Annotated in this window: 13 protein-coding genes; 7 read left to right on the top strand and 6 right to left on the bottom strand. The window is 63.7% G+C overall.

All coding sequences use genetic code 11. The annotated features are described in order from the left end of the window. Positions 1-31 precede the first annotated feature (31 nt). Positions 32-784: a siderophore-interacting protein gene (locus NA12_RS00065; protein WP_067444327.1), complete on the top strand. Its 753-nt coding sequence runs from the start codon at positions 32-34 to the stop codon at positions 782-784. 93 nt (positions 785-877) lie between these two features. Here NA12_RS00065 and NA12_RS00070 read toward each other — a convergent pair whose 3' ends face one another. Together NA12_RS00070 and NA12_RS00075 are read right to left on the bottom strand one after the other, a co-directional pair. Continuing rightward, positions 878-1,945 (bottom strand): magnesium and cobalt transport protein CorA, encoded by a 1,068-nt coding sequence (locus NA12_RS00070; protein ID WP_067444330.1) that lies wholly within the window; start codon positions 1,943-1,945, stop codon positions 878-880. Positions 1,946-2,944: 999 nt separating this feature from the next. Beyond that, positions 2,945-3,658: a hypothetical protein gene (locus NA12_RS00075; RefSeq protein ID WP_132369811.1), complete on the bottom strand. Its 714-nt coding sequence runs from the start codon at positions 3,656-3,658 to the stop codon at positions 2,945-2,947. Between the two features lie 179 nt (positions 3,659-3,837). Here NA12_RS00075 and NA12_RS00080 point away from each other — a divergent pair, with 179 nt between their 5' ends. Both NA12_RS00080 and NA12_RS00085 read left to right on the top strand, forming a co-directional pair. After that, positions 3,838-4,530, top strand: coding sequence for a LuxR C-terminal-related transcriptional regulator (locus tag NA12_RS00080; RefSeq protein WP_067444337.1), 693 nt, complete (start codon positions 3,838-3,840; stop codon positions 4,528-4,530). Then, positions 4,518-6,761, top strand: coding sequence for a sensor histidine kinase (locus NA12_RS00085; protein ID WP_132369812.1), 2,244 nt, complete (start codon positions 4,518-4,520; stop codon positions 6,759-6,761). Before NA12_RS00080 ends, NA12_RS00085 begins: the two co-directional genes overlap by 13 nt. Here NA12_RS00085 and NA12_RS00090 read toward each other — a convergent pair. Next, entirely contained in the window at positions 6,718-7,164 is a 447-nt protein-coding gene (locus NA12_RS00090; protein ID WP_067444343.1) for a hypothetical protein, read from the bottom strand. The genes NA12_RS00085 and NA12_RS00090 overlap by 44 nt on opposite strands. Positions 7,165-7,673: 509 nt before the next feature. On the opposite strand from NA12_RS00090, the gene NA12_RS00095 reads away from it, so the two are divergent. The 3 genes from NA12_RS00095 to NA12_RS00100 all read left to right on the top strand — a co-directional run bounded on the left by NA12_RS00095 (position 7,674) and on the right by NA12_RS00100 (position 9,667). Beyond that, positions 7,674-8,351: a hypothetical protein gene (locus NA12_RS00095; protein WP_132369813.1), complete on the top strand. Its 678-nt coding sequence runs from the start codon at positions 7,674-7,676 to the stop codon at positions 8,349-8,351. 99 nt (positions 8,352-8,450) lie between these two features. Then, positions 8,451-9,053, top strand: a complete 603-nt coding sequence (locus NA12_RS35120; RefSeq protein WP_443093710.1) for an Rv0361 family membrane protein — start codon at positions 8,451-8,453, stop codon at positions 9,051-9,053. A 296-nt stretch (positions 9,054-9,349) separates the two neighbouring features. After that, positions 9,350-9,667: an amidohydrolase family protein gene (locus NA12_RS00100; RefSeq protein WP_371855964.1), complete on the top strand. Its 318-nt coding sequence runs from the start codon at positions 9,350-9,352 to the stop codon at positions 9,665-9,667. A 10-nt stretch (positions 9,668-9,677) separates the two neighbouring features. Here the strand turns inward: NA12_RS00100 and NA12_RS00105 are convergent, their stop codons facing one another. Further along, the gene (locus tag NA12_RS00105; RefSeq protein ID WP_067444354.1) at positions 9,678-10,343 is read right to left on the bottom strand and encodes a TetR/AcrR family transcriptional regulator; all 666 of its coding nucleotides are present in this window, start codon (positions 10,341-10,343) and stop codon (positions 9,678-9,680) included. Positions 10,344-10,462: 119 nt separating this feature from the next. Then, on the bottom strand, positions 10,463-11,401 hold the full coding sequence (locus NA12_RS00110; RefSeq protein WP_067444357.1) for a fumarylacetoacetate hydrolase family protein: 939 nt from the start codon (positions 11,399-11,401) through the stop codon (positions 10,463-10,465). 158 nt (positions 11,402-11,559) lie between these two features. Between NA12_RS00110 and NA12_RS00115 the strand changes: the two genes are divergently transcribed. Further along, a complete protein-coding gene (locus tag NA12_RS00115; protein WP_067445171.1) occupies positions 11,560-12,186 on the top strand; it encodes a TetR/AcrR family transcriptional regulator in 627 nt (208 codons plus the stop codon). A 107-nt stretch (positions 12,187-12,293) separates the two neighbouring features. On the opposite strand, the gene NA12_RS00120 is transcribed toward NA12_RS00115, so the two are convergent. Beyond that, positions 12,294-13,454: an amidohydrolase family protein gene (locus NA12_RS00120; RefSeq protein ID WP_243654848.1), complete on the bottom strand. Its 1,161-nt coding sequence runs from the start codon at positions 13,452-13,454 to the stop codon at positions 12,294-12,296. Positions 13,455-13,514 lie beyond the last annotated feature (60 nt).

Genomic DNA, 13,514 nt, shown 5'->3' on the forward strand with positions numbered 1-13,514 from the left:
TAATCCTAACTATCGATCTTCGGAGGTTCCCTTGGCTCGCCCCCGTACGACTTTGACGGTGCTGCGTACCGAACAGCTGTCCCCGCACATGGTGCGCGTTCACTTCAGCGCCGCGGGTCTCGCGCCCGGCGCGTCCACCGACTCCTACGTCAAACTCATCTTCCCACTGGACGGCGTCGAGGTGCTGCGCACCTACACCCTGCGCACGATCGACCGATCCAGCGAGCAGGTCGCGATAGATTTCGTGTACCACGGTGACGAAGGCATCGCGGGACCGTGGGCAGCGCAAGCCGCCCCCGGCACCACCATCGACGTCTACGGCCCCGGCGGCGCCTATGCCCCACGCGCCGACGCCGACTGGCATCTGCTGGCCGGTGACGACTCCGCGCTGCCCGCGATCGCGGCCGCACTCGAGTCGATGCCCGCCACGACCGTGGGTGTCGCCTTCGTCGAGGTGTCCGGCCCTGACGACGAACTCCCCGTCGACAAGCCGGCGGGCGTCGAGCTGACCTGGATCCACCGCGGCGACCGCCCACCGGGGGAAGCGCTGGCCGAGGCTGTGCGTGCCGCGGCCTGGCGTGACGGTCAGGTGCAGGTGTTCATCCACGGCGAAGCGAACGCCGTCATGCATGATCTGCGCCGCTACGTTCGCAGAGAACGGGAAGTCCCCGCTGAATGGGCCGCCTCGATCTCGGGCTACTGGCGTCGCGGCCGGACCGAGGAGGGCTTCCGGGAGTGGAAGGCCGACCTGGTTTCCCGCGAGTCCGCACCCACGCCGAGCTGAGTGGCCATACTGGCACGGGTTCGATCGAGGATGTCCAAAAGCCAAGGGGGATAGGACATCCTCGATGAGGCCAGGGAGCATCGCGAAGGTTGTTCAGAGCCAGTTGATTCGGCGGAACACCACGATCAGTGTCGTGCAGGTGGTGGCCATGGTGGCCAAGACCGCGGGGTAGCCCCACGCCTGTTTCAGCTCGGGCATGTAGTCGAAGTTCATGCCGTAGATGCCGGCGATCATGGTGGGCACGGCGAGGATCGCGACGAATGCTGAGATCTTGCGCATATCGGTGCTCTGCTGGACGGCGATCTTGGCGACCGCCGCGCCGACGAGCGTGGTCAAGGTTTCGTCGAGGTCGTTGATGCGTTCGGCGATGCCGCTGTGGTGGTCGGCGACATCGCGAAGGTAGCGGCGGACTTCCTTGGGTAGCGTCGTCTGCGGGCTTGCGAGGGTCTGCAGCGGACCGGCGAGCGGGCGCACCGCGCGGCGCAGTTCCACGATTTCGCGTTTGAGCTGGTAGATCGCCTCGATCGGGATCGTGGTGCGTGGGGTGAACAGTTCCTCTTCCATGGACTCGACGTCGTACTCGACCGCCGAGGTGACGTCGTGATAGGACTCGACGACATGGTCGGTGATCGCGTGCAGCACAGCTCCGGGTCCGAGGGCGAGGCGGTCGGGGTCGGCTTCGAGCCGGTGACGGACCCGGGTGAGTCCGGTGTGTTCGCCGTGGCGGACCGCGACGACGAAGTCGGGGCCGGTGAAGACCATGATCTCGCCGGTTTGCACGATCTCGCTGACGATGTGCATGTCGTGCTCGACGTAGGCGACGGTGCGCATCGCGGTGACCAGGGTGGTGTCGTAGCGTTCGAGCTTGGGGCGTTGGTGGGCGTTGACGGCGTCTTCGACCGCGAGGGGGTGTAGCCCGAAAACGTCAGCGATCTCACCCATCTGATGCTTGTCGGGTTCGAACAGTCCGATCCACACGAAACCTCTACCGCGGGTGCGGATCTCGGCTATCGCGGAGGCTGGGGTAGGCCGGTCCGGGAGCCGCGCACCGTCGACGTAGGCGGCGCAGTCGACGATCGCCCGCGTGGTCGGCACGGTGGGTTTGGGCACCACCGCGACGACTCGGCGGCGCCGGGACCGCAACTGCGCGCCCGCGACCATCGAGCTGATGCCGCGAGGCGGCCTCGCTCCCACCGCTGTTGTACCGGTGGGAATTATCTTGTGAACCATCGGAGTCGACCGTTTCGAAGATCAGCTGCCCATGTCGGCGGGCAGGGGCGGAAGTGGGCCGACCGGAGTCACGTCGATGTCCACATGTCTCGCAGCATGGCAGGCACTCGAACAGTCGCACAACTGCGTCGGCGTCGACTTGCGAGTGGGTGTAGAGATTGCGTAAGGATCGCTTCTCCGGCTTCGACGCGGTCGGAGAACGTCGACGAGGTTGTTGTGCTGTTATCCGTCGGCCAACGATACCGAAAGCCCGCGATACGGCCGGTTCAACAAGCCGACCACCCGTCGTTCCATCGGGTGGTCAGGCCAGGTGCGCCGGTTGCGTCACTGCCTGTGTCGCGGATGATTCCGGCGTGGACGGCCTTCGGCGTCGAGTGCGGGCAGGACGATTGTCTCTGCGCGAGGGTCGTCGCGGAGGCGGGCCAGGAACTCTTCGAGGGTGCCGTACCGATCCAGAACTCTGTCCAGCAGCCGTGTCGCGGCTTCGCCTGGTCCTGATGTCATAGCTCACTTTTACTTCCTCGGCATCGGAAAGCAACCCCCTGGGCTAATTGTCCGCTTCGGTGCGCTGCGACCGCCACGAACCGCAGCTCCGCGCGAGCGTGGGCCGGTGGGTGACCGACTGTGGGTCGCGAAAGATCTCGCGGTCGGGCGTCTTTCGGTAAGTGCGGCTCGGGTGGGGACACGTCGTGGAGACGCCACACTCGAGGCCCGTTCGCCTGAGCGATGCGAGCCGAACCGATTCAGGTGGCAATACACAGCAATGCATTCGCAAACTGCCCCACCGGTCATGGCAACACCGGTGAGCGCGGTTGCGGACTGAGCTCGGGTGGGTGGTGCATCGACGGAGTGCACCACCCACTACCGGTCCAAAGAGCGGGACTCCCGACGATGGTTCGAGAGCGTGACGGCGCCGGCGGTTGCCGGCCCTCACGAACGCGACGTCGAGGGAACAACCTGTGGTGTCTTGAGTGGAACTCCTTGCATCACTCGGCTTTTCACCTCCCGAAAATTCTCGATGCCGTCCACTTCGATGATCGGGGTGCCGTCGTCCGCTGTGTCCTCGAGAATTCGCAGCAGCTTGCGGTCGAAGTGCTCCAACAGTCTCGGATCATCGAGGTCGATTCCGTCTGGTTCGTCGTCGATCATCAGACGCGGCCGCCCGACGACCACATCGGCCTCCAGTTCACCCTCGATGGTGAAGAAGTGCTCCTCGCCGTAGAAGAGGTCGGCCAGCACATCGCCGCCGATGTGGGCGCTGCAATCGTTGTAGTCGCCGATGAGCCTGCCGGTATGTAGATCGCCGTGTACCTCCAGCCACCCAGCGGTGACCACATCGCGGGCGTGCATATCGCCGGTGACCAGCAGATACGTTTCCGGATCGTCTTGGTCGGTGTAGGCGCCGTCGACGCGCAGGGTCCCGTTGACGATCAGCAGGAACGCGCCTTCGGCTCCTAGATCCAGATCCCCCTCGATGTGGAGATCCCCTGCCACGTAGAGGATGTCGGAGTTGTAATCCTGGATCTCGTCGAGCGCCTCGGTGATCCGCTCGGTCTTGTATTCCTCCCGGAAACCCTCGATGGCGGCCAGGATTTCCGCCCGGGACACCTGGTTCGCTGTGAAGCTACGTGCATCGGCAATCATGGCGCAGAAGCTACACGCACCCAGCAGCAGCCCCGCCACGGTCAGCTACGAATCTCACAGTTGCCATCGGACAGATGACCAGTCGCTACGCGACATCTGCGCGCCTACGATCGTGGATCGAGTGCGGCCCGGAAGGCATTGGGAGATAGTCGGTCCCGTGGCGACTGAAAGCAGGTGAGATGTCCCAGAATCATCAGGTATCGGTCGATGCGCGTGACGCGCGGCGCGTCGGTGTGGTCGACGACCAACGAGAATTCACGGTCTCCGCGCTTCGTTCGTATCTGAACGCGTACCCGGACATCGTGATCGTCGCGGCAGCGGAGAGTGTCACCGAACTGCTATCGGTCACCAATGACGTGGACTTGGTCGTGCTGGACCTGCTACTGGGCGACGGTTCCACCCCGTACGACAACGTCAGCGCACTACAGGAGCAGGGGATCGAAAGCTTGCTGTTCACCTCCGGTGAGGAGGCGGAGTTGGTGCGGATGGGTGCTCGTGCTGGAGCGCGGGGCATGGTCAAGAAATCGGATCCGCCCGAGATTGTGGTCGCGGCCATTCGTGCTGCGGCATATGGAGAATCGGTAGTATCGACCGACCTCGCCATGGTGCTCGACGCCGATCCTGACTTCGCCCCCACCCTGTCGCCCCGGTTGCAGCGGGTGCTCGCGTTGTACGCGTCAGGAGAATCAGAGAAAGACATTGCCGAAATCATGGAGTTGAGCCCGCACACCGTGAAGGCGTATCTGGTCAAAGTTCGCAGCGCCTACGCGGCGGTGGGCCACGAGAATATGTCGCGGTCGGAGCTTACTCGAGCCGCGCGGCTCGGCGGCTTCGCACGGCGGCCGTGGTACCGCCCGCGATGGCGGTTGTAGTGACCCCGGCCGAGGACAATTCAGCGGATCGGCTACTGCAGTTGTACTGCCGGTTCATCGGCGTGGGGTACCTCGCGTACTTCGGGCTGGTACTGCACCAGATCGTCGCCGAAGCGCCGATCACGTCGGTGTGGTGGGTGCCGCTGGCCATAACGACAGTCTTCGTTCCAGGAATCGCGATGGGAGCAGCGACCTTCCGACGGTCCTGGCAGAAACCGACACGCTACGCAGCACAGGCCGCTGCCCTCGGGTTTCTGGTCCCGGTACTGCTGTGGCTGCCCGCGTGGAACGGTCAGGTCCCTCCGATGACCTATCTATGGATCTCGGCGATCCCGGGTCTGGCAGGCTGGTGCGCCGCCGCATTCTGGTCGCCGCGGGTCGCGCTCGCCTACACCTGCCTGCTCGTTGTGCTCACTCAGAGCTTGAACCACCTCAGCGGTGCCGCAACCTCGTACCTTGTGCCCGATCTGATCACCAACCTCGGCTATTGCATACTTCTCGTCGGCGCCGGCTGCATCACGCTACGCACCGGGCGAACACTGCACGAGACCCGCAGCCGCGCACCGAAAGATGCCGCGATAGCCGCCGCGCAGATCGCGCAGATCACCGAACGCAGGCTGTTCATCGACCTGGTTCACACCTGGGTGATGGCAACGCTTCTCGCCGCCGCACGGCAGACCCTGGCAGAGCCGGACCTTCGTCGACACGCCCAGGCGGCCTTGGCCAGACTCGACAGCCTCGCCGCGCAACCGCCTACCGATGAACCAGTCCCGATAACCGAAGTGGCCGAACGGCTTTCCCTGGCGGTGCACGACGTCGACGCGAGCTCTGTCTTGCGGATCGAGACCGATGGGCACGCTGCGCTGCCCTGTGCTGTCGTCGACGCGATTGCCGCTGCGCTCACCGAAGCCGTAAGCAACAGCGTTCGGCATGCCGAAACATGCGGAACCCGAACTGTCTTCATCGAACTGCGCGAGGGCAGCGTTTGCGTTCGCGTCGCTGACAACGGGCCAGGTTTCGAACCCGCTCAGGTCGGCGACAAACGACTTGGATTGACCGCGATGAAGGGTCGTGTCGAAGAGTTGCCCGGCGGCTCGGTGTCGATACGAACCGGCGTGGGGCAGGGGACAACGGTCACGTTGAAGTGGCGCGCTCCGAGACGCGAACCCGAAGACATCCGTGCCCTGCTCGGGATGCGGCAACCGGCAGCGTGGATCGCGACGTCCGGTTTCCTGTTGGGCATGGCTTTGCAGGCGGTCACGGGGCGTTCCGGCATCACGACGTGGTGGCCGGTGGGGGTGGCGCTGTTGCTGTTCATCGCTGCGGCGGTCGCTTTGCTCATCGTGCCCGACGATCCGATGCCGATTCTCGCCGCGGTCCCCGTGACGCTGTCAGGTCCGGTGGCGATGGCGTTTGTTTGTTCTGTTCTGCCCGTTCCCGTGCACTCGGGAACCCAGTTGTGGCCTCTGTTCCTGGCCACCACCGTGTACGCGTTCCTGTGTGTACGTGGTCGGGTTGTACTCGGGTGGGTCGGTTCGATCCTGATCGCCGCGGTAGCGATCGAGTGGGCGATCGGAACCGGGCAGGGGTTCGCCTATGGCGTCATGATCACCGCGATCGACATAGCGCCGATGACCATCGCGACCATTGTCGCGCGAACGATTCGGCCCGCCGCGTACGACATCTTCGCCGTCCGAGCGGAAGCTATCCGCCGCGCGGCGCGATCCGCGCAGCTCGCGGCCGCAACAGCCGAACGAAGCACCCAGCTCAGAACACTCGACCCGCAGATCTTCCGTCTACTGGAGACCATCGCCGCCGACGGTCGACTCAGCGAGCACGACGCGACAACAGCGGGGCTGTTCGAAGTGCACCTGCGAAGTGTCGCCCGCGCTCCCGGCCTGGTGCACCCCATCATCGTCGATGCCGCATGGGCGGCGCGGCGTCGCGATGTCGACGTTCGACTCGTCGACGACGGCGCCGATCGAATCGACGAACTCACCGGACCGCAGCGCGAAGACTTCCTGCGCTGGGTGGCAACAGAAATCGACGGCTGCGACCCCGGCACGGCCGTCACGATCCGCGTCAACCCGAGACGACGACCAGCATTGGCCACCGTTGTCGCGAAAACCCTCGACAGCACCCGCCGACGCTCCTACGAAACCGCCACAAACCTCACCCGAGCGCCGGTCACTGCTGTCGGCGCCACGCCTGCAACCACTGCGTGGACGTAGAAACAACCACCTCGCTGCGCTGCATGCTGTTCGAAAAGTTCTCCATCGCTTGCCGCAGAAAGGTCAGATCGCGAACCACGAGTATTGCGGCAGCCGCGTTCTGCCACCGAACTGTCTCCTTGCCTGCCTGAGCTCGCTTCAACGCCGAGGCTTCCCGGTGGTGGCCGAGTGACTCGAGCACCCGTATCGCATTCATGATGAACTGATAGGAAAGTCCGAGCTCGGTGGTCACGATCGGGACAGTGATGCCGCGATCGGACATCGAGAGCTGGGCCTCGATCTCCTGATCTGTGGCGCCCAATGCTGAATAGACTCGCACCGCAACCTCGAACGGAGTCCGAATCTGATCTTCGATTCCATCGGGCAGGGTGTGCAGCTGCGATTTCCGGCTGAGAAAGCCCATCTTCCAACTCCTTCGAGACAAATCTTCCGCCTGCCCCGAACCGTACAGTTGCTCAGGCGTCGAGTTCAGTGCTCGTTTCGTGGACTACTGTTCATTCGGCGAACTATCGTCACGTTCAATCCACCCCTGTGCCGGCCTGTCGGCCGCGTGATGGTGAGCAATGCGAACGATACCCCCGGAAAAGGCTACCTTCTCGAACTGGTTGCGGGTGGATACCTTGGTGGGAGCCAGTCCGCGCAGCAACCAGATGCACATCCGAAGGAGCCGACAATGGCCAATTTACTGGACAAGACATCTTCCTGGCTTTGAGCTCTGTCTCTATCGCTCCGAAGTCAGTATCGCTTCTAGAACTTCCACGGTGCGACTCCGTGAGACTTCATGACCGAGGTGTGGACAAGCTGTCGCACTGACGCACCAACTGGTGATTCACAGACAGCCCAAGGGTCGAGGTCAACACCGGTGGATGAAGTCAAATTCTTGCGAGTAGTACCCCGTAGTCAATGAAAGGGATGGCCGTGCGCTTCAATCCGCCTCCAAACTGGCCGGTGCCGCCACCAGGATGGAAGCCGCCGCTGGGCTGGCAACCTGGCTCAGAATTGCCGCCGCTTCCTTCGAACTGGACACTCTGGATTCCTGATGACGACGGCACCGACGAAGAACTGTCCGTACGGGCAGCAGTAGAATTCAGGTTCGGCCTCGGCGTGTTGACTGGCCTTCTTCTCACCGTTTGTGCAACCTTCAGTTGCTACGTGGCCCTCGCGGCATTTACTTTCCAAGAAACCATCGTGCACCGCGACAACGGGCGAACTATTGCGGGCTACTTCAACTCCGTCGGCTACCAGCCGCTGAAAGCCCTGATCGGCCCGGTGTTCGACCGCGGAGGTGACAACAACGAGGTTGCTTATGCGATCGCCACCTCAGTTGTCGCGATGATCGCAGCGCTCTTCGCTGTCTTGCTGGTCTACCGACGACGTCAGATCATCGGATGGGCTACGGGTTTCGTACTTCTAGTGGCGATGCACTACGCCATCGTGGTCATACTCCTCACCGCTGGGCAGGCGGGAGGTGGATACCAGATGGCGAACCCTTCGGTGTGGCCCATCGCTGGCCTTATCTTGTGGTCGGCAACCGCCGGGGTGGCATTGTCGGCTTACAGGGCACAAGCCGGCGATCGGCCTCGGAGATGATGACGCAATACCGGGTCGGTTGAGAGCGTGGCTGGGGCTGTTTCGTTGGGATCGCTCGGCCGAGCTTTTCGATATTCAACTCACTAGGAATGGCAATATATGAGATATAATCCGCCGCCGAACTGGCCTAAACCACTGCAAGGATGGAGTCCGGATCCGGGGTGGAACCCAGACCCGGCGTGGGGTCCTTTGCCGGATGGATGGCCACTATGGATAAACGACGAGACCGGAACAGGCGACACAGATCTAGCGGCCCACGCTGGGCCGGACGATCGGTTCGTCGCCTTGCGGCGCTGGAAGAGACCGCACGGATGGATCATCGCCACTGCGGCGGCCGCCATTATCGTGCTCGGTGGAATCGGGCTCCATCTTATACTTGACGAAGAGGTGCCAACTTCCGTCGGACAGCAGATTACCCGAGCAGTCGCCGACATGACTGAGGCGCTGAATGCTGCAGACGCAGATTCGGTCAATGCATTAACCTGCCGAGAAAATCGAGAGAAGAAACCAGCAACTGTTCATGGCTTGCGCGAATCGCTGGACGCATATGGTACATACCGTACAAAAATAAAGAACATCAATATTGATGGTGGCAATGCAGCGGTCCTCGTGAATATAAAGGCCTCCAAAGATAAAGAAGAGGGCACCATGGAAGTTGATTACGTACTTGAAGATGGTTCATGGAAAAGATGTGACCGCTGAGTCTGCCCTTTTCAATTAATAGGGGCGCTGCCGGATCGGGCCCGCACGGTAGAATCCTGCGGAAGCAGACGGCCAGTGATGGCGTGACGCCGAAGCCTCATTTCCAAGTCCAGCCACAACTAGCACGGCAGTGGCATTTCGTTGTTTTGTGATGGTGGCGATCATGGGATAAATTCGCTGGCTGTATTGGGTGATGAAGTGGCCGAGGATTTTTCGGTGTCGCGGGCGTATCTGACGGGTTGTTGGCACCGGTGGAGTGCGAGAACGCCTGGCAGCTGTCTGAGGCGGCGGGGCAGGTGGATTCGAGCTGGCTGCAGTATTTCCTGGATCGGTTGCGTTGGGATGCCGATGAGCTTCGCGTGCTCTACGGCAGTGACTGGCCGTTCGCGCCCCAGGCCGCGGTGGCCTGGTTCGATGCGGGACTGCGGGAGTTCGACGGCGCCGGCTCGGACGTGCGAGATGCGATCCATCACGGCAATGCTGCCGCGCTGCTGCCCCGATTCGGCGGAGCGGCGGTTGCCGTGGCGCCGACGCCGCTGTTGACGCGGGCGCGCCGCGAGCTGCGTAGTCGCGCCTTCGCGGCGATCGCGCGGGCGGCCTCTCGGCGGGTCTGACCGAGCGAGGTTACGGGCCGGCCTGTAGGAGCAGGTCGGGATTGGTGGGCAGCTCGGGCAGCGGTGCGGAGCTGAGGCGCTGCGCGGACCGCTTGTTCATGCCGAACATGCGCAGAGCTCGATAGGTCATCTCGTCGGCGAGCGCGGCCGCATCGGCGTCGGGATCGGCGTCGAGCAGTTGGAGCAGTCCGAGCAGTGTTCCGCCCGCCGCCATGATCGCCAGGTCGGGATCCATCGGTTCGAAGCGCCCGGCTTCCTGGGCGGCGATGATGTCCTGGCGCGCACTCGGTGCGAGTCCCTGGTCGCGCAGCATGACTCCCATGCCGGAGTGGAGGACGACACGGACCATCTCCGGAAGCTGGCGTTGCAGTCGACCGGTGAGCCGGAAGCTGACCGCGAAGATCTCCGCGGGGTCGTCGTAGCGGGCCACGATGTGGTCCCGCATCTCGTTGTAGACCTTCAATGCGGACTGCACGGCCTCGTCGAAGAGCTGTTCTTTGGAGTCGAAGTGGTTGTAGAAGGAGCCGAAACCGACGTCCGCGGCGTCGGTGATCTCTTTGATGCTCACCGACGACTGGCCTTCGGACAGGAACTTCCGTGCCGCGCCGAGCAATGCGTTGCGCGTGCGTTCCTTGCGGCGATCGGTGCGCGTGGGTGCGGTCTGTTCGGCTGTCATCTGCCCTCCACCTAGAGTTGCCGCGAGAATCATAACTGATCGTGCATTCAGTTCCGATTCTGACGCAGATGGGTGACCTCGGCGCGAGGGCTGCGAATCCGTCGCGGCAGGCGACGCGATCACGGCGCGTATCGCACTGCGGTTCGTTGCGCGCCGAGGTCGATGGCCCCGTCGTCGGTGGCGATCGCCGCTCGGATGACGTCACCGTGCTGGAGGTACTTCGGATTCTTGGCCTGGCGGTCGAGGAACAGCTTCCACTTGATCTTGGGTGGGAGCATCGCGCCGATGATCTCCAGCGGTTTTGGTGGAGCGCTGATCGCGGTTCCCACCGGAGTTCCGGTGAGCAGCAGATCGCCGGAACTCATCCGCTGGAATCGGGACAGCGCCCGCACGGTCTCGAGCGGTTGGTAGATCATGTCGGCCACGGTCATGTCCTGGCGCTTCTCGCCGTTGACCCACAGCCGTAGCCGCAAGTCGACGAACCGGTCGAGTTCGTCTGCTTCCAGTAGGACCAGTGCCGGTCCGGTCGGGGTGAAGGTCGGATACGACTTGCCCTCGTAGTACTGGGTCTGCGGCAATTGCACGTCGCGCGCGGAGATGTCGTTGGTGACGACGAGTCCCGCGATGTAGTCGCCGAGATTGTCGGAGTCGATCTCGGTACCGACGGGCATTTCCCTGCCGAACACCAACCCGATTTCGACTTCGTAGTCCAGCAGCCGCACATGGCTCGGACGGACGACCTCGTCGTGGGGGCCGCTGATCGATCCCGATGCCTTCCTGAAGAAGGTGAGTGGGACCGATCCGGGATCTCCGCCGGAATCCTTCACGTGGGAGGCGAAGTTCGTCATCTGGGCGACTACCCGGCACGGGGCCGTGACCGGGGAGAGCAACGAGAGTTCGTGCACCGGGACCGGATCGGCGTTTCGCGCCGCACTGGTGATCGCGGAGCGGTCGGCGAGGAGGGCGGCGGTCGTAGTGGCGTCGGTGGCGATCCGGGCCGCGCCCGCGGGGGTCAGCAGCCACCAGCCGCCGATCGTGCGGAGAACGGTGTGTGCCATGAACGCTACTTTCTTCAGACCGACCAGCTGCTCACATTCTGACGATATCATCACTTAAGGCAGATGCATCAATTTAGGTCAACTGAATGATAGCGTCAATTATGATATAGTGATCATTTGTGTGATCGGGAATCGACTGGCTCGGTGTGGAGGGCACGATGGATGACACTGGCGGCACCAATCGGCTGGCGCGGCGGAAAGCCCGGACTCGGGCAGCGCTCGTCGCGGCGGCGCAGGTCTTCATCGCGCAGGGCAGGCTCAACGTGCCCATTCTGGAGATCACCCAGGCCGCGGACGTGGGCATGGGGTCGTTCTACAACCATTTCTCGAGCCGGGAGCAACTCCTGCAGGTGGCAGTAGGGGAGGTGCTCGACCGGCTCGGTGGCGCGCTGGACGAACTGACGGCAGACCTCGAAGACCCGGCGCACGTCTTCGCGCAGAGCTTTCGTTTGGTGGGCAGGGTGCATCGGCGTGAACCCACCGCCAGTAAGGTTCTGCTCGCGGAGGGACTGGTCTACGCCGGGTCGGACAGGGGTGTGGCCGCACGAGCACGCCGGGATATCGAGATAGGTATGCGCGCTGGTCGGTTCCGGGTGCGCGATGTCGAACTCGCGCTGGTGATCGTGTCGGGCGCCGCGCTGCGCCTCGGCCAGTTGTTGCACGAACAGGCGGACCGTGACGACGCCGCGGCCGTCGACCAGGTGACCGAAGACCTCCTGCGCATGCTCGGGCTCGGCGTGGAAGAGGCTCACGACATCAGTCGACGTGCCTTGCCGGAGATCTGAGTTCCGGCGGCACGTGCCGCGTCCGCCGCTGGGTCCTGGGTCGGTCCCGGTCGGCCCGGGCCGGGCGCGTGGGAAGCCCCGCGCCCGGCCGTGGTCAGACGTGGAGATCAGCCCGCGTTGACCGCCGCGGCCAGCCTGGGAAGCTGGCGAAGCGGGGCGTGGTGCTCGACTTCCATGCGCTGTTCGGCGTCGAAGATGTCGCTGAGACCCGGGGCGGGGTCGTGGGTTCCGGACTGCGGCAGGGTGGTCGCGCTGAACGGCCAGTCGGAGCCGAAGACGATGTGGTCGCGCGTGGTCACGGCCGACACCGCCGACATCGCAGCATTCGAGGCACTGAGAGCTGTGTCGTAGAAGAAGCGCGAGATCTGGGTCTTCGTGTCTAGCAGCGACGGCTTGCCCAGGCCATCAGGCCAGTTCTCGCCGATGGCCGTCTCGGAGGCGACTCCGATCCGCCAGGACAGGAAAGGCAGGGTGCCGCCGGCGTGGGAGAGCTGGAACCGGATGTTGGGGTACCGCTGGGTGACGCCGGTCAGCATCATCATCGTCGCGGCCCGGGTGGTGTCGAAGGTGAACTCTTCGAGGAAGTCGGGCAGGGGCAGCTTCGGCTTGGCGTCGTCCGGGATCGCGGCCGGGTGGACAAAGACGTAGGCCTTGCGGTCGTTCAGCGCGATCATCAACGGCTCGTAGAGCGGATCGCCCAGATAGACGCCGTTGTAGGCGGACAGCAGGACGATGCCGTCGGCGTGCAGGACGTCGAGGGCGTAGATCGCCTCGGCGACCGAGGCGGCGATGTCCGGCATGGGCAGGACGGCGAAGGAACCGAAGCGGGTGGGGTGCTGCTTGGTGAGTCCGGCGACGTAGTCGTTGCAGTATCGGGCCATGTCGTTGGCTTCCTTGCCCGCGGGCAGGAAACCGACGCCGGGATCGGACACCGACAGGGCTTGCGCCTGGATGCCGTAGTAGTCCATGAACTCCAGCGCGGATTCGGGCGACCACTGGGGCGTGGGATAGCCGCCGATCGTGAAGTGCCCGTGCGAGAGCAGTGCCGCGCGGTAGTCCGGTGGCAAGACGTGGGAATGCAGATCGATGCGGTAGGTACCGCTCGGAGCGGGCTGCTGGGCGCGGGCGGTTCCAACCGCGCCGAACCGGGTCGATGTACCAAGGGGGAGCGCCGTGGCCGCGGCGACACCGAGCGTGCCTGCGACAGCTCCTCCCAGCATGCGGCGGCGGCTCACACCGGCGCGCGATGGAGTATCGGATTCGTTCACGAGAATGTCCTTTCCTTCGGTTGTTTCGGTCGCATCGCGAAGTCCCGCTCGGCGCGGTCG

It is taken from the genome of Nocardia alba NBRC 108234 (assembly GCF_001612665.1).
In the GTDB taxonomy this organism is placed as follows: domain Bacteria; phylum Actinomycetota; class Actinomycetes; order Mycobacteriales; family Mycobacteriaceae; genus Nocardia; species Nocardia alba.

Coding starts and splice junctions, on each gene's coding strand:
- NA12_RS00070 (WP_067444330.1), bottom strand. CDS start 1,945: ATGGTCGCGGGCGCGCAGTTGCGGTCCCGGCGCCGCCGAGTCGTCGCG.
- NA12_RS00075 (WP_132369811.1), bottom strand. CDS start 3,658: ATGATTGCCGATGCACGTAGCTTCACAGCGAACCAGGTGTCCCGGGCG.
- NA12_RS00080 (WP_067444337.1), top strand. CDS start 3,838: ATGTCCCAGAATCATCAGGTATCGGTCGATGCGCGTGACGCGCGGCGC.
- NA12_RS00085 (WP_132369812.1), top strand. CDS start 4,518: ATGGCGGTTGTAGTGACCCCGGCCGAGGACAATTCAGCGGATCGGCTA.
- NA12_RS00090 (WP_067444343.1), bottom strand. CDS start 7,164: ATGGGCTTTCTCAGCCGGAAATCGCAGCTGCACACCCTGCCCGATGGA.
- NA12_RS00095 (WP_132369813.1), top strand. CDS start 7,674: ATGGCCGTGCGCTTCAATCCGCCTCCAAACTGGCCGGTGCCGCCACCA.
- NA12_RS35120 (WP_443093710.1), top strand. CDS start 8,451: ATGAGATATAATCCGCCGCCGAACTGGCCTAAACCACTGCAAGGATGG.
- NA12_RS00105 (WP_067444354.1), bottom strand. CDS start 10,343: ATGACAGCCGAACAGACCGCACCCACGCGCACCGATCGCCGCAAGGAA.
- NA12_RS00110 (WP_067444357.1), bottom strand. CDS start 11,401: ATGGCACACACCGTTCTCCGCACGATCGGCGGCTGGTGGCTGCTGACC.
- NA12_RS00115 (WP_067445171.1), top strand. CDS start 11,560: ATGGATGACACTGGCGGCACCAATCGGCTGGCGCGGCGGAAAGCCCGG.